General features: G+C 66.3%; 14 protein-coding genes. 6 read left to right on the forward strand and 8 right to left on the reverse strand.

All coding sequences use genetic code 11. The features are described 5' to 3' along the window. Positions 1-65: 65 nt before the first annotated feature. On the reverse strand, positions 66-3,737 hold the full coding sequence (locus tag AX676_RS05795) for a glycosyl hydrolase (protein WP_066544179.1): 3,672 nt from the start codon (positions 3,735-3,737) through the stop codon (positions 66-68). Between the two features lie 383 nt (positions 3,738-4,120). Here AX676_RS05795 and AX676_RS05800 point away from each other — a divergent pair, with 383 nt between their 5' ends. Then, complete coding sequence (locus AX676_RS05800; protein ID WP_066480292.1) at positions 4,121-4,561, forward strand: hypothetical protein; 441 nt, start codon at positions 4,121-4,123, stop codon at positions 4,559-4,561. After that, positions 4,558-6,090, forward strand: a complete 1,533-nt coding sequence (locus AX676_RS05805; protein WP_066480291.1) for a hypothetical protein — start codon at positions 4,558-4,560, stop codon at positions 6,088-6,090. Before AX676_RS05800 ends, AX676_RS05805 begins: the two co-directional genes overlap by 4 nt. A gap of 409 nt (positions 6,091-6,499) precedes the next feature. Here AX676_RS05805 and AX676_RS05810 read toward each other — a convergent pair whose 3' ends face one another. Next, entirely contained in the window at positions 6,500-7,189 is a 690-nt protein-coding gene (locus AX676_RS05810) for a sugar transferase (protein WP_066544194.1), read from the reverse strand. Positions 7,190-7,664: 475 nt separating this feature from the next. On the opposite strand from AX676_RS05810, the gene AX676_RS17690 reads away from it, so the two are divergent. Together AX676_RS17690 and AX676_RS05820 are read left to right on the forward strand one after the other, a co-directional pair. Further along, positions 7,665-8,159: a Rap1a/Tai family immunity protein gene (locus AX676_RS17690; RefSeq protein ID WP_066480290.1), complete on the forward strand. Its 495-nt coding sequence runs from the start codon at positions 7,665-7,667 to the stop codon at positions 8,157-8,159. After that, positions 8,099-9,334, forward strand: coding sequence for a cell wall hydrolase (locus AX676_RS05820; protein ID WP_066480289.1), 1,236 nt, complete (start codon positions 8,099-8,101; stop codon positions 9,332-9,334). Before AX676_RS17690 ends, AX676_RS05820 begins: the two co-directional genes overlap by 61 nt. Positions 9,335-9,364: 30 nt before the next feature. Here the strand turns inward: AX676_RS05820 and rfbB are convergent, their stop codons facing one another. The 3 genes from rfbB to rfbA form a co-directional block, all read right to left on the reverse strand. After that, entirely contained in the window at positions 9,365-10,432 is a 1,068-nt protein-coding gene (rfbB, locus tag AX676_RS05825; protein WP_066480288.1) for a dTDP-glucose 4,6-dehydratase, read from the reverse strand. 100 nt (positions 10,433-10,532) lie between these two features. Continuing rightward, entirely contained in the window at positions 10,533-11,078 is a 546-nt protein-coding gene (gene rfbC, locus AX676_RS05830; RefSeq protein WP_066480286.1) for a dTDP-4-dehydrorhamnose 3,5-epimerase, read from the reverse strand. Next, positions 11,075-11,959: a glucose-1-phosphate thymidylyltransferase RfbA gene (rfbA, locus tag AX676_RS05835; protein WP_066480583.1), complete on the reverse strand. Its 885-nt coding sequence runs from the start codon at positions 11,957-11,959 to the stop codon at positions 11,075-11,077. Before rfbA ends, rfbC begins: the two co-directional genes overlap by 4 nt. A gap of 173 nt (positions 11,960-12,132) precedes the next feature. Here rfbA and rfbD point away from each other — a divergent pair, with 173 nt between their 5' ends. Beyond that, positions 12,133-13,056, forward strand: a complete 924-nt coding sequence (rfbD, locus tag AX676_RS05840) for a dTDP-4-dehydrorhamnose reductase (protein WP_066480285.1) — start codon at positions 12,133-12,135, stop codon at positions 13,054-13,056. Between the two features lie 88 nt (positions 13,057-13,144). Here rfbD and AX676_RS05845 read toward each other — a convergent pair whose 3' ends face one another. Both AX676_RS05845 and AX676_RS05850 read right to left on the reverse strand, forming a co-directional pair. Further along, positions 13,145-14,455: an amidohydrolase family protein gene (locus tag AX676_RS05845; RefSeq protein WP_066480581.1), complete on the reverse strand. Its 1,311-nt coding sequence runs from the start codon at positions 14,453-14,455 to the stop codon at positions 13,145-13,147. 2 nt (positions 14,456-14,457) lie between these two features. Further along, positions 14,458-15,867, reverse strand: coding sequence for an amidohydrolase (locus AX676_RS05850; protein WP_197417129.1), 1,410 nt, complete (start codon positions 15,865-15,867; stop codon positions 14,458-14,460). Between the two features lie 436 nt (positions 15,868-16,303). Here AX676_RS05850 and AX676_RS05855 point away from each other — a divergent pair, with 436 nt between their 5' ends. Further along, a complete protein-coding gene (locus AX676_RS05855) occupies positions 16,304-17,230 on the forward strand; it encodes an AraC family transcriptional regulator (RefSeq protein WP_066480283.1) in 927 nt (308 codons plus the stop codon). Here AX676_RS05855 and AX676_RS18230 read toward each other — a convergent pair. Continuing rightward, positions 17,206-17,398, reverse strand: a 193-nt coding sequence (locus AX676_RS18230; RefSeq protein WP_231726094.1) for a hypothetical protein, incomplete at its 5' end; no start/stop codon positions are given. The two genes, AX676_RS05855 and AX676_RS18230, sit on opposite strands and share 25 nt — an antisense overlap.

Here is a 17,398-nt window from a genome sequence, read left to right on the forward strand (position 1 = left end):
GGCGTTAGCAGGTGCACCATTGTATCGACAAGCACGGATGGTCCCGGCTCACCGCACCGGACGGATCAGGCCACCGTCATGCCGACCGACGTCAGTGCCGCTTCCGCCGCATTCGGCGTGATCGCGCCGAAGGACCACTCGCCCGGCTGGACGGGCACGCCGGCGACGTCGACGACCTCGCGGCCCCCACCATGATGGATGGTGAGCTGCGTCCCGCTGACCGTCGCATAAGCCCCCGACCCGTAGCCTTCGAGCCGGATGCGATCCCCGCGCGCGAAGTCCATGATCCGATCGCCGTTCGCTTCGCCCGCGCGAAACACGAAAACGTCGTTGCCCGTGCCGCCGTAGAGCATGTCCGCGCCGCGGCCGCCGTTGAGGACATCGTCGCCGCCCTCGCCACGCAGCACGTTGTTGCCGCGATTGCCGATCAGGATATTGGCGAGCGCATTGCCCCGCGCGCTCGTCGGTGCGCTGCCGTTGAGCACCAGATTCTCGAGCGCCGACCCCAGCGTGTAATCGACCGCGCTGACGACCGTATCCGTCCCGCCCTTGCCCGCATTGATCCATTCGACCACGGTATCGCCCGCGTGATTGACCACGAACACGTCGTTGCCGTCACCGCCGGACATGGTATCCGCGCCCGACCCGCCGTCGAGCAGATCATTGCCCCAGCCGCCGTCGAGATAGTCGTCGCCGCCAAAGCCGCGCAGCGTGTCGTTCCCGGCATTGCCAAAAAGCCGGTTGGCCGCATCATTGCCGCCAAGCACGTTGTCGAGGCTGTTGCCATGACCGTCGATGGCCGACGCGCCGTCGAGCTTCAGGTTCTCAAGTCCGGCGCCCAGGGTGTAGGACACCGTGCTCTTGACCAGGTCGACCCCGCCCAGGTCGGGGCTGACCACGTCGCCGGCGTGATCGACGGCGAAAACATCATCGCCCGTCGTCGCAAGCATGAAGTCGGCCCGCGGCCCCCGGCTGGCCTCGACGGCATCCGACGCGGGTGCCGGCCCCACGGTGACGGGGCCGGCATAGGATTGGGCACCGAAAACGTCCTGAAAAACCTTGGCCGCGTCCGGATAGCTGCCGTCGGTGAGGCTGCCGCTGAACGCGAGGTCGGAGTTCCAATAGTTCTGGTACAGAAAGCCATGGTCCTTGAACCATTGCGCCGCCAGCGCGATGAACGGCCCGGCAGTGTCGCTATTAACGCCCCATTCCGACGCGGCGGTCGGCTTGCCATGCGCGCGGGCGAAATCCTGTTGCCACTGCAGGCCGAACGGCTGGCTGACGAAGTAATTCCAGGCTTCGACCGGGTCCTTTGGATCCCACCGGATGTCATAGTAAAAGTCGAAGCCGATCACGTCGACATAGTCGTCGCCCGGATAGAAGCGCTCGGTATTGACCCCGGTGTTGATATTGGGTGCCCATTCGAACACGAACTTGTCAGAAACCGAGCGGAAGGCGTCGACGAAGTTGCGAAACGCGCCGACATACTGATCTTCCTGACCGATCGCCGACCACGGGTTCCAGCCCGTCGTGTTCATCTCCCATCCGACGCGGATGTAAATCTGGGCGTCCCCGGCGGATTTTTCGACGAACTGGCGCGCGAGCGCGACATATTTGTCGTCATAGGCACCCGCCGCGGCCTGGGCGAGCGACGCCCCCCACGGGATCAGGCCGATCGACCACATCTTATCGGCCGCGACGTTCGCGACCTGATCGGCGATCCATGCCGGCGAGCTCAGCCAGTCGTCCCAGCTGGCGACGCCGCCGTGCAGCTGGATCGCGTCGAGTTTGCGGCCGAGAAACTGTTCGGCCACGGCGACATCGGCCGAATTGTTGTTGATGTAGACCGAGGTTCGCGGGCCCGTATCGATCACGGTCGCAACGTTATCGACCAGTGGTTTCGAGACGACATCGACCGGTGCCTTGATCAGCGTCGAGAGGTCCGGTGCGGCGACAGGGGTCGCGGCGGCATCGACCAGCGACCAGTCGGAGGACTTGAGCGGCGCACCATCGACGGTGATCCGGTCCTCGCCGCCGGCATGGCGCACGGTCAGGACGTTGCCGCTGACGCTGACCGTGGCTCCACGGCCATAGCCTTCGAGACTCAGGCGGTCGCCCGCCGCGAAATCGGTCACCCGATCCCCATTCGCCTCACCGGGCCGGAAGACGAAGATGTCGTTGCCGGCACCGCCCGCCAGTCGGTCGACGCCCGCGCCGCCGTCGAGCCGGTCATTGCCGTCACCACCGGACAAGGTGTCGTTGCCCGCACCACCCAACAGGGCATCATCGCCGGCCAGGCCGTTCAGGACATTCGCCCCATCATTGCCGCGCATGGCGTTGTCGAGCGCGTTGCCCGTCCCCGACAGCGACGCCGTGCCCGTCAGCACCAGATTTTCGACGTTGTTGCCCAGCGTGTAGGTCACCGAGCTGATCACCGTGTCGATCCCGGACGCCGCGGCACTGCTTTCAACCACCACGTCCGCGCGATCATCGACCACATAGACGTCGTTGCCGTCACCCCCGGTGAGCGTGTCCTGCCCCGTCCCGCCGTCGAGCGTATCGTCGCCCGCGTCGCCGTTCAGGACGTCATTTCCTTCCGCTCCCTGAAGCTGGTCGTTGCCGCCGCCACCGGACAGGCGGTTGGCACCCAGGCCGCCGACGATGACGTTCGCTGCGGCATTGCCGGTGCCGTTGATCGCGCCGGTACCGGCCAGCGTCAGATTTTCGACATGTGCGCCGAGCGTGTAGCTGATCGTGCTGAGGACGGTGTCATTGCCTTCCCCCGCGCCCTCGATCACCTGGTCCCAGCTGTTGTCGACGACGTAGACGTCATCGCCGCCGCCGCCGCTCATCACGTCGGCGCCCCAGCCGCCGCTGAGATAGTCGCGGCCGGCCCCACCGACGAGGGTGTCGTTGCCGCTGCCGGCAAGCAGGATCGCGGCGTGCGGCGAAACTAGGCGATCGGCGCCGTCGGTGCCGTCGACGACGCGGTCCACGCCGAAGCTGCGCGCCAGTTCACCGACGCTGTCGAAACCCGCCCCGACCGCACCGATCGAGCTGCGAACCGCATCGCCGTTCCCGAAGGACAAGCCGCCCGTGACGTCGGCGGTCGCAAAGCTGACCCGGCCACCGGTCAGGCTGGTCCGGACCAGCGCATCACCCTGATGGACCATCGTCGCATAATCGGTGCCGCGCGATGCGGCCTGGGTGTCGAGCGTCACGTCACGCAGGGTCGTCGAGAACCGGGTGTCGCTGCCCCCGCCAAGCCAGAGCAGGACCGGATAGGCGTTGGGGCCGGCCGCATAGCCCAGATGCACATTGTCCAGCGTGACCCGGCTCGGGATCTGGCCCGACGTGCCGCCCAGAAATATGCCCTGATAGTTGGTGGTCCCGACGAAATCCGAAATCGTCAGGGCACCGATCCCGCCATAGGCCTGGAAGATGTCGCCATGAACGCCCGCATGCGTACCCGATACGTCGAGGACCATCGACCGTTCGATGGTCACGTCCGGACGGAACGGGCCGCCATCAACCGCAATGCCGTCGCGCGCCGACGCATCGCCCAGGTCGATCCGGGTACCGATCACATTGACCGAATTTGAGACGGTCTTGAACAGCAGTGTGGCGGAAGAACTTTCAGCGACGGGTTGAAAGTTCGCACCGATCAGCCGAACATCATATCCACCCTCGACATGCAACCGCTCCAGCGTACGACCATCATCCTGAAAGAATGTCACATCATGCGATGAACTGAACCGAAAATAGGTTTTCGATTCAACAGCAGAAAGCTCGACGATCTGAGCTACACTACTATGGATTTTGGTCGCAGCTTGAATGTTGACTGCCTGCAAGGCAGCCATGGATGTCGCGATTGCCATGAAAAACTCCCCAGCGAGCACAACCCCTGCTCACTGGCCCGGTCATTGCCCCGTGCCCGTTAAATTGCGTGTAAATGCAATGGTGAACGGCCCATAAACCTGCAGTAGATCGACAATTATCCAAGTCATTGCACAAACGCCGGGCGGTGTTTTTTTCGCGTCGTCATGCGTCGCCTCGGCACGCTGTCCTACAGCGCGTCAAATGGATATGGAACATATCATGAACAATGAGGAGATGTCGGATGAATGCACCACCCCCGCTTCGGGTCGAGGCGCCCGCCGGGTACATCACGGCGCAGCTTGCTGCGTTTGCGAACATTGACGGCGACGGCGTTCATGTGAGCGGCACAAATCCCCTGCCCGTCGCGGGCAGGACCAGTGCAGCCACGTCGACGCCGCTGACCGGATCGGCGAGCGCGAGCGGCACGACGCCGTCGTTCGACCCGGAGCTGGGCCGCCCGATCTGGGTCACGCTGACCGGCACCTGGACCGGCACGGTGCGGGTGGTGCGATCGACCGATGGTGGCGCGACCTGGTCGCCATTGACGGTCGCCGGCGGCAGCTGGGGCCAGTTCACCGCCAATTGCAACGAGCCGGTGACTGAGGAAGGGGACGCGGCAGCGACCTATGCGCTGTCGATGACGCTGTCGTCCGGCACCGTCAGCTATCGGGTGGCACAATGAGCCTCGACGTCGTGGCGCGCGGCCTGGCCGTAGCCCGCACCCGGGGGGTGCCGTCGATCCCGGAGAGCGCCCCCTGGCTGTTTGCGGCGTCGGGGCTGGAGGCGAACCAGCATCTGTCGATCTACACGACCAATTCGTCCCACGAATACGGCGCGTCGATCAAGAACGCCTGGTCGCCCGACTACCCCGTCACCGGATATCGCTTCTATTTCAGCAACTGGGTGCTGAGGGGCAACGCCGGATCGTTGACCCAGGAGGTCGACGGCAACCAGCCGGTCGTGATCGAGGGAGCGGCGATCATCACGGGCGGGGTGCGACGGCAATTGAGCTTTTCGGGTCAGCCCGGAACCACCCTGGCACCCGGTGCGGGGGTCTGGAGCGATCCCATCGACCTGCTCGTGCCGCCGCGATCGCGCATCGGCATCGTCACCGCGTGGCGCGCCGTGGTGGGATCGGCTGCGATGATCGGCAGCTTTTTCCCCGTCACCGCCAATGGCGATGCGTGGTCGGTCGCCAGCACGTCGCGCGCATCATTCCTGACGGGCGGCACCATCCCCAACAATGCGCCGTCGGACCTTTATGCCTATGGCCCGAACGCCGCCGTAGCGCAGGGCGGCGACGGGCGCGACGTAGTGCTGGTGCTGGGCGACAGCATCGCGTTCGGCACGGGCGAAGCGAGCAACACTGCCGATGCGCGCAACAATCGCGGCTGGGTCGCGCGCTGGCTGGACAGCACCGAAGGCGGCGCGCGGCGCATCGCCTATGGCAAGCTGGCCGCGCCATCGGCCGCATGTCGCCAGAACACGCTGGCGTCGCATTTCACGCGGCGCGGCGAGATGATGGCGGCGCTGCCCAACCTGCCCTTCACGCGCATCATCAACCAGATGGGTCTGAACGATGCGACCGGATCGCTCAACACCTGGCGCGACCGCATCACGGTGAGCAACAACCTGGCCAAGGCGATCTGGCCGGTGCCGCTGCTGCAGCTGGGCTTCACGCCCTACACGACGACGGACACGAGCCAGTTCACCACCGCCGCCGGGCAGGCGTTCGTCACGTCGCATGACTGGCCGAGCGGGTTCACCCAGCAGGTGCAGAACGCGCTGGCGGGCCTGCCCGCCGGGGTCGATGCGTTCGAGTTCATCGGGCACCTGTTCGACGGGCGCGAGACGCTGGGCGCGGCGGCGGAAGGCAAGTGGCGCGCGGATTTCTCGACCATCAACACGACGCTGCAGGCGGCGACGCTGGCGGGTGCCACGTCGATCACGGTGCGCGGGCCGATCCCGGTCGGCGCGGCGATCGCCATCAACGCGGGCCAGGCCGGCGCAGCGGTGACGACGGTCACCGCGGTGAGCGGGGTCGGCAACGTCACCTGCACCGTGTTCCCGGCGATCACCGGGGCGATGGCATCGGGCGTGCCAGTGCGCGGCGTGGCGGTGAATGACGGGCTGCACCCGTCGAGCGAGCTGGCGGCATGGGTCGCGGCACGCGCGGCGGTGCGCAAGGCAGGTTTGTTCGGGCGGGATTAAGCGCGCGCGGCAAAGACGCCCATGTTACATCCGCGCAACGCCTTCGGGGCGGTGGGACGCAAGGGACCACCGCCCCTTGGTTGCCAGTAACACGCCGGAATGGCGGAAGCTTATCCCGCGTTCGGGAGCACCGCGAGCAGCGCGCTGCCGATCAGCAGCCAAAGCATCAGCGACAGGGGCAACGCCACCGCCATGGCGCGAGCGAGATTTCCACTCACTCTGTAGCTCGCGTGTGCACGCACGGACTCTCTCCTGAGAAAAGTCATTACGATTATGTGTCAAATATAGACGGTCCGCGCACAATTGATAGTCCCAACTGCGCCATAAATAGGTCACAGTCGGGACGGAGCCCGCCCTGTCGGCGGGCACATGGTCTAATGTCGGAAAGCGGCGTCGTCGCCGCAGGCGATCAGTAGCTGCCGCGGCTCATGACAACAGCGGGGATCGTCTTCGCGATGATCGCGACATTGAACGAAAAGGAAAAGCGGCGGGCATAGACGACGTCGCATGCCACGCGGCGGCGATAGGTGGTGTCGTTGCGCCCGCTGACCTGCCAAAGCCCCGTCAGGCCGGGGCGAACCGCCGCATAGTGCGCGAAATAGCGGCCATAGCGCTCGCGCTCGGCCGCGATGATCGGCCGCGGCCCGACGATGCTCATCTCGCCACGGATCACGTTCCAGAGCTGGGGCAGTTCGTCGATGCTCGTCTTGCGGATGAAGCTCCCGACCTTGGTGATCCGCGGGTCGTTGCGCAGCTTGCAGTCGCGCATCCACTCTTCACGGGCGACCGGATCGGTTTCCAGAATGTGGCGGAGACGCTCCTGCGAGTCGGTCACCATGCTGCGAAACTTGAGACAGCCGAACTCGCGGCCATCGCGGCCAAGCCGACGATGCGCGAAAATCACCGGCCCGCGATCGGACAGGTAGATCGCCAGCATGACCAGGAGCAGCAACGGTGCCAGGAAGATCAAGGCCGCCATCGCCAGCGTGATGTCCGCCGCCCGGACGAGGGCGGAGGTAAGACCTGCGGCCGATTCGGAACCGGTCGACTTTCCAGACGCTCGATTGGCTGATTGGGTGGCCGAAATCGCTACGTCCATGAAAGCTCCCTTTCTTTATGACGCGCCTGGCTCACGGTCGCGTTGAGTCATTCAAGTTAATCGAGCGTTACTTAAGGGTTTTGCGCGTGCAACACAATCGCTGCAATGCAACATAATTCCGAAGCCGTGCCGGCCGAGCCTTGAGATGCCGGGCAACGGAAATTGACGCGTTCGGAAGGTCGATCCCCTTTTGAAGTTCCCTAGCGTGCGAGTCAGGGCAGGAAATGACGCAATTGCGAAGGCGCCGCAACCGCGGCAGACAGGATTTGTCGGTTGAACGGCCTGATAATGCGACGGCCCGACGGACGCGCTTGTCCCGTTCAAGGACAAGGTGCCTGCGACCCCGTACAGGCGTAGCGAGAACGGCCGAATAAGTGGTAGAGGCACGCGCGACCGTCACCGATGGCTTGAGCGGCAGGTGCCTGCTATCGACCCGACCTTGCCAAATGGCGACACGAGGCTGACTTACCACCCGATGTTTTACGCACTCCTCACCCTCGCCATCCTGGGATCACAGACCGGCGCTGCGGCAGTCGGCAGCCCGGCCGTGACGCAAGCCGCGCCTGCACCCGCGCCTGCAACGCCGTCTGGTGCACCGCAAAATTTGCCGCGCCCCCAGACGTCCGATTCGCCGCAGAGTTCGGGGTTCCTGTCCGCCGGCCAGTTGGTCGACCGATGCCGCGAGCCGGCGCAGACCAGCGCATCCTATTGCTTTGCCTATATCGCTGCAGTGCACGACATGGCGCGGGCGTACGAAGTGTGGCTGGAGCAGCGTGAATTCTGCATCCCGCCCGCGACGACGCAGGCGGAATTGCGCAACATCTTTCTCGCCTATGCGGCACGAAACGAACAGATCCGCGCTGGTCAGGCGGCTTCGGCGATCCTCGTCGCGCTGAAGACCGCCTATCCATGCGTGCCCGTCACGCCATCACCGCCGGTCGTCGCGCAACCGGCACCGGCATCGCGATGACGATCGTGCAGCCCGGAATCGACCTTGCCCCCCACGATGGCGGGCGCGACGCAGCCGCGATCCGGTCGCCGCGCCCCTTGCCCGCGATCGACATCGCGGCGCATCGTCGCCGGCGGAACCGGCGCAACCTCATTCTGGCCGTTGCGCTCGCCGCCCTGCTCATTTTCGCGGCGGCCGATGTCTATTTCGTCATGCGCGCGCTGGAATCATCGGCCCTGCCCAGGCAGCGACCCGGTACCGTGATCGACGTGCCGCCGATCGCGCCCGTGGCGCCGCCGTCCGATCCCGCCGCGCTACGCAAGCTGACGGTCGAGGAAGCGTTGGACGAGAATGCCCGCATCCCGTTCGCCAAGGGCCCGAACCCGTCCGCCCCAGCGCTCGTCGTCGCGTCGGGCAGCCCGGATTGGGACCGGTCGGTCGGATGCCTGACCGCGGCGATCTATTACGAGGCGGGGAACGAGCCGCTGGGCGGGCAGCAGGCGGTCGCGCAGGTCGTGCTGAACCGGGTGCGGCACCCAACCTATCCCTCGACCGTCTGCGGCGTCGTCTATGAGGGCGCGAATCGTCCGACCGGTTGCCAGTTCACCTTCACCTGTGACGGATCGACCGCGCGGGCGCCGGATCCGCGCCGATGGGAACAGGCGCGCTTCGTTGCCGAATCGGCGCTGCGTGGCCAGGTCTACGCCCCGGTCGGTCTGGCGACGCATTATCATGCCGATTATGTCGTGCCCTATTGGGCGTCATCGCTCGCCAAGACGATCCGCATCGGTCGGCACATCTTCTATCGCTGGAACGGCTTTTGGGGCACTCCGACGGCCTTTACCCAGCGTTATGCGGGCGGCGAACCGATGATCGGCGTCATGCCCGACAGCGCGATGTCCGCGGCCGCGCCCGTTGAGACCCCGGAAACGCCGACGGTGGCGACGATCGCGGACCGGCCGATCCTGGCCTATCGCGACGCCGCATCGCGCGCGGCCGGGCCGGTCGACGCTGCGGCGGTGGCGACGGACGGCCCCGCCCCCGGCGCAGCGGGAACGAGCGCTGCCGCTGCCGCCGCGCCCGGGCCACCCGCGGTGCGCAAGCCTGCGGGCCGGCGCTTCGTCATCGGCATGAATGAGGCCGCACGCGACGAACGCGCGGACCGTACGGCGGAGTCCACCGCGCCGGCACCCTGACCCGGACGCACCCGGAGCGGCGCGCAATCGTCAGGCGGCGACGCGGGCAGCGACCAGCGGCTGCCACCAGTCCTCGTGGCCGAGATACCAGGCGAGGGTTTCGGCAAAGCCCTGCGCAAAGTCGCGCGCGGGGGCATATCCGAGTTCCGACCTGATCTTGGTTTCGTCGATCGCATAGCGGCGGTCATGGCCCTTGCGATCCTCGACATACCGCTTGAGCTCGGCGGTTGCGCGACCCTGGGCGGCGGGGGCGCCGGGAAAGCGCCGCGCGAGCGACGGATCCGCCGCGAACGCCGCGTCGATGCCGCGACAGATTTCCTCGACGACCGTCAGATTGGGCAGTTCCTGGCCGCCACCGACATTGTAGGTCTCGCCGATCCGGCCGTGCTTCAGGATCAGCTCGATCCCGCGACAATGATCCTCGACGTGCAGCCAGTCGCGCACGTTCATCCCGTCGCCATAGATCGGCAGCGCGCGGCCGGCGAGCGCATTGAGCGTGAATAGCGGAATGAGCTTTTCGGGAAACTGGAACGGGCCGTAATTGTTCGAACAGTTGCTGGTCGTCGTCTCCAGCCCGTAGGTGTGGTGATAGGCGCGGACCAAATGGTCGCTGCCCGCCTTCGACGCCGAATAGGGCGAGTTGGGCGCATAGGGCGTCGTTTCGCTGAACGCCGCGTCGTCGGGCCCGAGCGAGCCATAGACCTCATCGGTGGAGACGTGATGGAAGCGGTGCGGTCTCCCGGTGCCGGTGTCGAGCCAAGCCGCCTTGGCCGCCTTGAGCAGGCTATGCGTCCCCACGACATTGGTGGTGACGAACGCATCCGGGCCGCTGATCGAGCGGTCGACATGGCTTTCGGCGGCAAAATGCACGATCGTGTCGATGGCATGATCGGCGATCAGGCGACCGACCAGTTCGGTGTCGCAGATGTCGCCCCGGACCAGCTCGACCCCGTCGAGCCCGGCGATGTTCGCGGGATTGCCGGCATAAGTCAGCGCATCGAGCACCACGATCGTGTCCGCCGGCGACACCCGCCGCCAGTGGTGGACGAAGTTCGCCCCGATGAAACCGGCGCCCCCCGTCACGATCAGATTGGCCATTGTTCGGATCCTTTACTGCCGTCCTGCAATCGAAACCGCTGCTTTACGGACGGCGACGCCGGGAAACAATGCGCTTCGACGGCGGTGCGCAAGCGCGGCCTCAGTCGAATGCGGCGATGTCGGCAAAGCGCTGCCCGGCGCGGTCCTTGGCCGAAATCTGCGGCGCGATATCGCCCAGCGGCCAGTCGATCGCGATGTCCGGATCGTCCCAGGCGAGCGAATGCTCGTGCGCGGCATCGTAATAGCCGGTGCATTTGTAGAGGAAGTCGGTGTCGTCGGCGAGGCTGAGAAAGCCGTGCGCAAAGCCCGGCGGGACCCAGAACATGCGCTTGTTCGCCGCCGACAGCTCGACGCCGACCCAGCGGCCATAGGTGGGCGAGCTGCGCCGCAGATCGACCGCCACGTCCCACACGCAACCGTTGACGACACGAACCAGCTTGCCCTGCGGATTGGGGTTCTGAAAGTGCAGGCCGCGCAGCACGCCGCGCGCCGATCGGCTGTGATTGTCCTGCACGAAGTCGAGATCGAGACCGAGTTCGGCAAAGCTGCGCGCGTTCCAGCTTTCCATGAAGAAGCCGCGATCGTCGCCGAACACCTTCGGCTCGAGGATCACCAGCCCCTCGATCTCGGTGTCGATCCGCTTCATGCGCGCGCGGCCTTGCCCTGCAACAGGCCCATCAGATATTCGCCATAGCCGCTCTTGCGCAGCGGCGCGGCGACCCGCTCGAGCTGGGCATCGTCGATGAAGCCCTGGCGCCAGGCGATCTCCTCCGGACAGCAGATTTTCAGGCCCTGGCGCTCTTCGGTGATCCGCACATAGAGCGCGGCGTCGATCAACGATGCATGCGTCCCCGTGTCGAGCCACGCATAGCCGCGCCCCATGATCTCGACCGCCAGCTTGCCCGCATCGAGATACAGCCGGTTGAGGTCGGTGATCTCCAGCTCGCCGCGTGGCGATGGCTTCAGGTCACGGGCTAGCGCGACCGCGTCGCCGTCGTAGAAATAAAGGCCGGTGACCGCATAGTTCGACTTGGGAACCGCGGGCTTTTCCTCGATCGTCTCGGCTCGGCCATCGGCGTCGAAGGACACGACGCCATAGGCGCGTGCGTCGCTGACATAATAGCCGAACACGGTCGCCCCGTCGGTACGTGCCTGCGCCCGCGCCAGCAGTTCGCTGAAACCATGGCCGTAAAAGATGTTGTCGCCCAGCACGAGCGCGGAGGGTGCGTCGCCGACGAAATCGGCGCCGATATGATAGGCCTGGGCCAGCCCCGCGGGTTCGGGCTGCACCGCATAGTCGATCGCCATGCCCAGATCCGCGCCGTCGCCCAGCACGGCGCGGAACGCCGCCTGATCCTGGGGCGTGGTGATGACCAGCACCTCGCGGATCCCCGCCAGCATCAGCGTCGACAGCGGATAATAGATCATCGGCTTGTCGTAGACCGGCATCAGCTGCTTCGAGACGCCGCGGGTCAGGGGATAGAGGCGCGTGCCCGAACCCCCGGCGAGTATGATCCCCTTGCGCACCTTCATCCTTCCCGTTCGATCGCGCCCGATCAGCCCGGGCCGCGCGCAGTCGCCATCGCCTCTACGCAGTCGGGTGGCGCAGGGCAATGCGGCCGCGCTGGCCCCGCCGACATCGCCGGTTGATCTGGCGCGCCGCGAATGCCAAGCCGCCGCCGGTACGGGAAAGGGCGACTATGGACGGCGCATCGACGGCCACGCGCGAGATTCTGGTGACAGGCGGGTCGGGGCAGGTCGGCACCGAACTGCAACGCCTGGCCATGCCGCCGGGGTGGCGGATCGTCGCCCCGCCGCGCGGCGAACTCGACCTGGCCGATCCGCGATCGATCGCTGCCGCGGTGCGGGCGCGCCCGTGGGCGGCAATCATCAACGCGGGGGCCTATACCGCGGTCGATCAGGCCGAAAGCGATGTCGTCGCCGCGTGGCAGGTGAACGCGATGGCCCCCGCAGCGCTCGCCGCCGCCGCAACTGAGGCCGGGGGCATCCCGATCGTTCACGTCTCGACCGATTATGTCTTTCCCGGCGATCGCGCCGGCGCATGGGAGGTCGACGATCCGGTCGCGCCGCTCGGCGTTTATGGCGCGTCGAAGCTGGCGGGCGAGCTGGCGATCGGGACGGCGCAACCGCGCCATGCGATCGTGCGCACCGCCTGGGTGGTCAGCGCGCACGGCCGCAATTTCGTCAAGACCATGTTGCGGCTCGCCGCCGACCGCGACGTGCTGCGCGTCGTCGCCGACCAGCACGGTTCGCTGACCGCGGCCGCCGACCTCGCCGCCGCGCTCGCCGCTGTCGCCATCCGGATGGCGCAGGATGACGGCGCACCGACCGGCATCTTTCATTTCGCCAATCAGGGGCCGACCACGTGGCATGGGGTCGCCGAAGCGGTGCTGAAGGAATCGGCCGCGCGCGGCGGACCGTCGGCACAGGTACTGCCGATTTCCAGCGCGGAGTATCCCACGCCCGCGCGACGGCCCGCCAATTCGCTGTTGTCGACCGCGCGGATCACGCGGGACTACGGCATCGCGCCCCGCCCGTGGCAAGTTGCGCTGAACGAAATCCTCGACGAATTGCTGGCAGCACCTGGGCCTGCCACGGCGTGAGTTTCGACCGTCCGCGCGATTTCCATCGTCACCCCGGCACTACGCCGGGGTGACAGGAACGAACCGTGGCGCGTTCTGAACCAGCCGCTCAGTGCTGGTACGCCTTGGGCAGCGCGCCTTCCTTGGGATCGAGATAGCGGTCGCGCAGGCGCAACTGGCGGTTGCCCAGCGGCTGTTCGACCCCGTCGATGAAAACCGCGGTCGGCGTCGCGCCGATTTCCAGCGGATCGGCGTCCCAGATCACGACATCGCCGCGCCGCCCCGGGCGCAGCGAGCCCAATTCGCCGCCCATGCCCATGATCTCCGCGGGCTTCGAACTGATCGTCGCGAACGCCTGGCCCCAGTCGAGCCCGGTCGCACCGGGGACGCGGGTCAGCGCGACGAGGTTGCCGGCGAACTGCTTCACATGCCGTGCCTGGCGCGCTTCATTGTCGTCGACATTGCCGATGGCGACCGTGACCCCTGCCGCGACCATCCGCCCGACATTGGACTGGGTCGCGCCCAGCTGGTCGAAATCGGCGGGCAGATCGGCGAGCGCGTTGGCGATCACCGGCACGCCGGCAGCCGCGATCTCGCGCGCGACCATCCAGCCTTCGACCGCACCGACCAGCACGATGTCGAGCGCGGGCATCTCGCGCTTCAGGCCGAGCACGACCTGAATGTCGAGCGCGCGATCGACCTTGATCAGCAGCTTCTGCTGGCCGTTCACCACCGGCACGAGCGCGGCGGCGTCGGCGCGGGTCAGCAGCGCGTCCTTGCCGCGATCGTTGAAGCTCGCGGGATTGCGCGCATAGTCGCGCGCCTCGAACAACGCGTTCCGGAACATCGCGATCGCCGCCGGGCGGCTGCCGCCCGCGGTACGCGCGCCCGCCACGCCATATTCCATGAACTGGAACAGCCTGGCGCGCGTGATCGGGCTGGTGTCGTTGCCCAGATCGATCATCGCGCCCTGTCCGCCAAAGATCGACGCCCCGGTGTCGGGCACGATCACCGCGCGGGTAATGCCTTCGCTGCGGTTGAGCGTGATCGCCTGCCCGCGCCAGTTGACCGCCGGGGCGATGTCCAGACTGGCGTTGAACACTGAATCGGCGGCGGCGCTGTCGTCGGTTTCGCGCACGCCGTCGACATCGACCAGCCCGACCCGCGAAAAGCCCGCGACGATGCCCGGCGATACCCACCGGCCACCTGCGTCGATGACCCGCATCCCTGCCGGCGCGGCGACACCGGCACCCGCCGCGACGACCCGGCCGTCGCGGATCACGACGGTGCCGCCTTCAACCGGGGCGGAGCCGTCGCCGACGACCAGTTTGGCGTTGGTGATCGCGACCGTCTGTGCGGCCGCGGGGAACGCAGCAAAGGCCAGCGCACTGCCGGCCAAGCGCATGAGGGTGGTTCGCATCGTCACTTCACATCCCCCTCGCCCGGCTGGCCCAGCTCGAAATCGGAAACCGGCCGCATCTTCGGATTGTTCGCGTCGAACATCAGCGCACCGTCGATCCACACCCGCTCAGGGCGCGTGTAGACGCTGAACGGATCGCCGTTCCACAGCACGATGTCCGCCATCTTGCCGGGCTTCAGGCTGCCGGTCATCTGCTCGACGCCCAGCGCGCGGGCGGCGTTGATGCCGACCCAGGTCCAGGCGCGCTCCTTGCTGATCGGGATGCCGGCGCGTTCGGCGGACTTCACCACCTTGGCGATTTCCTGGTTCAGACGCTGAATGCCGTTCGCGTCGTCCGAATGGATCATCGCGCACGCGCCCTCCTTGTCGAGGATCGCCAGATTCTCGCCGATCGCATCGTAGGACTCCATCTTGAAGCCCCACCAGTCGGCCCAGACCGCCGAGCAGGCGTCGTTTTCCTTCAGCAGGTCGGCGATCTTGTAGCTTTCGACCGCGTGGTGGAACGCGCGGACCTTGTAGCCGAACTCCTTCGCCATATCCATGACGATGGCCATCTCGTCGGCGCGGTAGCAGTGGTTGTGGACGAGGATTTCGCCGTCGAGCACCCCGCGCAGCGTATCCATCTGAATGTCGCGGCCGGGCGCGTCGCCGCCCTCCTCCTCATATTTATCCCATTTGCGGTCATATTCCTGCGCCTTGGCCCAGGTCTGGCGGTCGACCGCGACATTGCCCATGCGGGTGGAGGGGATGCGGCCCTTGGCGCCATAGACGCGCTTCGGATTCTCGCCGCACGCCATCTTCAGGCCATAGGGCGCGCCGGGAAACTTCATCCCCTGCATCGTGCGGGCATAGACGTTCTTGAGCGTGACCGAGCGCCCGCCGAACAGATTGGCAGATCCGGGCAGGATCTGGAGCGTCGTCACCCCGCCATTGGCGAGCGCGCGCGAAAAACCCGGGTCCTGCGGCCAGACGCTGTGTTCGGCCCAGACCTCCGCCGTCACCGGACCGGTCGCCTCGTTGCCGTCGGAATGCGCCTGCACCGCCGGGGTCGGATAGTCGCCCAGATGGCTGTGCACATCGATGATGCCCGGCGTTACCCATTTGCCCCGGCCGTCGATGACCGTTGCGCCCTCCGGCGCGGCGATCTGCTGGCCCAGCGCGACCACCTTGCCGTCGCGGAACAGGACCGCGCCATTGTCGATCCGCGCGCCCTCGCCATCCAGGATGGTCACGTTAGTGATCAGGGTCGGCACGCCGGGATAGACGCGATAGGTCGACGGAAACGGATTGTGGTCGAACCCCTTGCCTTTTCCGGGTGCGGGCTTCGACGATTTGGGTGCGGCCGATGCCGACTTCGCTTCCCCGCCCTGCGCGGCGCACGCGGCGAGCATGGTCGCCCCCGCCAGCAGCATGATGTTGCGTTTCACCGCTTTTCGCCTCCCCCTTCAAACACCGTTGCCTGGCAGGATCGCGACGGTCGCGCGCTGCCACACGGCCCCGATAGGTAGGATCGAAACGCGGCTCGTGTAAATCGACAACTTGCCGCGCGCGGCCGTCGGCAGGGCCCACCCGCACGCGCTGACCACCACGCTCCGAGGCGAAAGCCCCAATCTGGCGCAAGAACCGTGCAGCCGGGCCGGTGATTTCACTTGCAGCCAGACCCGTAACGAGCGACAATGATAATTGACATCGAATATGTCCAAAAATTTGGACAGTCATCGCCGAAAATCGGATGTGGCGATGGGTTCGCGTTTCGATCCGACAGTCGGATCGCGAAAGCAGGATGCGGTCAATGCAGACGGACGGACATGATTGCGCCGACACGCTCGCCGCCGGGTGCGCATGAGGATGCGCGACTCTACCGCATCCGCCGTGTTCGACATCGGCATGACCGCTTTCGATCGTGCGCGCCACGTCGAACCGCTCAACACCAAGATCGTCCGGCATCACAACGGGGTCAGCGTGCTGCTCGACGACGGCAGCGCCCAGCAGGCGAGCCAGGATCTGGAGGCACGCGCCAATGAGATGGTGGCGCTGCTGATCTGGCGCACGAGCATCAGCCTCGACGCCGCGGTGGCCGATGAAGCGTTGCGCGGCGCGCGCGGCCCCGGCGCGTTTGCCATCATTCCGGCCAGCAACCCGTCATGGTGGGCGCTGCGCGACCAGGCGACCGACGACAACCTGCATATCCAGCTCGAACGCTCGCTGATCGCCGAAATCTGCCTGCGCGACGGCATGGAGCATGTGCCGAGCTTTGACAGCATGATCGGCTTTGCCCATCCGCTGATCGCCCAGCTCGGCGAATATGCGATCGAGCTGCTCGACCGCGAACAGCCGCCTTCGCGGCTCGCCTGGGATGCACTGATCACCGTGCTCGTGCTGGCGCTGGCGCGCATCGCCAACGAGCGCGGCGAGCCCATGCCGCGCACCATCGTGCGCAAGGGCGGGCTGGCCGGCTGGCAGATCCGGCGCACCACCGAATATATCCATGAGCGGCTGAACGAGACGATCGCGCTCAACGAACTCGCGGCGATCGCCGGCCTGTCGCCCTTTCATTTCGCGCGTGCGTTCAAGCAGTCGGTGGGCGATCCGCCGCACCGCTACCAGATCCGGCGGAGGCTGGAAAAAGCCTGCGAGATGCTGGTGGAAACCGACCTGCCGGTCATCGAGATTGCGACGGCGGTCGGCTACGAGACGCCACAGACGCTGTCGCGGCTGTTCCGGCGCGAATTCGGCATCTCGCCCAGCTTTTATCGCCGCGAATCGTCGCGCTGAGCGCGTTTGCGGTCTGGCTCAGCCGGACTGAAACGGTGCGGCGCAAAATCGGGTGACATCCCATCGATCCGCGCATTCTTGAGACGCTGGCCGGGAATGAAGGCTTTCACAAAGGCGATTACGTATTTGACAAACCCAAGCCAATTGGTTAGGACGGCCGGCAAGGAG

This window comes from Sphingomonas sp. CCH21-G11 (assembly GCF_001555965.1).
Taxonomy (GTDB): Bacteria; Pseudomonadota; Alphaproteobacteria; order Sphingomonadales; family Sphingomonadaceae; genus Sphingomonas.

Bases quoted from the DNA above. Each gene is read 5' to 3' on its own strand.
- AX676_RS05800 (WP_066480292.1), top strand. From the start codon at position 4,121: ATGAATGCACCACCCCCGCTTCGGGTCGAGGCGCCCGCCGGGTACATC.
- AX676_RS05805 (WP_066480291.1), top strand. From the start codon at position 4,558: ATGAGCCTCGACGTCGTGGCGCGCGGCCTGGCCGTAGCCCGCACCCGG.
- AX676_RS05810 (WP_066544194.1), bottom strand. From the start codon at position 7,189: ATGGACGTAGCGATTTCGGCCACCCAATCAGCCAATCGAGCGTCTGGA.
- AX676_RS17690 (WP_066480290.1), top strand. From the start codon at position 7,665: ATGTTTTACGCACTCCTCACCCTCGCCATCCTGGGATCACAGACCGGC.
- AX676_RS05820 (WP_066480289.1), top strand. From the start codon at position 8,099: ATGCGTGCCCGTCACGCCATCACCGCCGGTCGTCGCGCAACCGGCACC.
- rfbB (WP_066480288.1), bottom strand. From the start codon at position 10,432: ATGGCCAATCTGATCGTGACGGGGGGCGCCGGTTTCATCGGGGCGAAC.
- rfbC (WP_066480286.1), bottom strand. From the start codon at position 11,078: ATGAAGCGGATCGACACCGAGATCGAGGGGCTGGTGATCCTCGAGCCG.
- rfbD (WP_066480285.1), top strand. From the start codon at position 12,133: ATGGACGGCGCATCGACGGCCACGCGCGAGATTCTGGTGACAGGCGGG.
- AX676_RS05845 (WP_066480581.1), bottom strand. From the start codon at position 14,455: ATGCGAACCACCCTCATGCGCTTGGCCGGCAGTGCGCTGGCCTTTGCT.
- AX676_RS05850 (WP_197417129.1), bottom strand. From the start codon at position 15,867: ATGCTGCTGGCGGGGGCGACCATGCTCGCCGCGTGCGCCGCGCAGGGC.
- AX676_RS05855 (WP_066480283.1), top strand. From the start codon at position 16,304: ATGCGCGACTCTACCGCATCCGCCGTGTTCGACATCGGCATGACCGCT.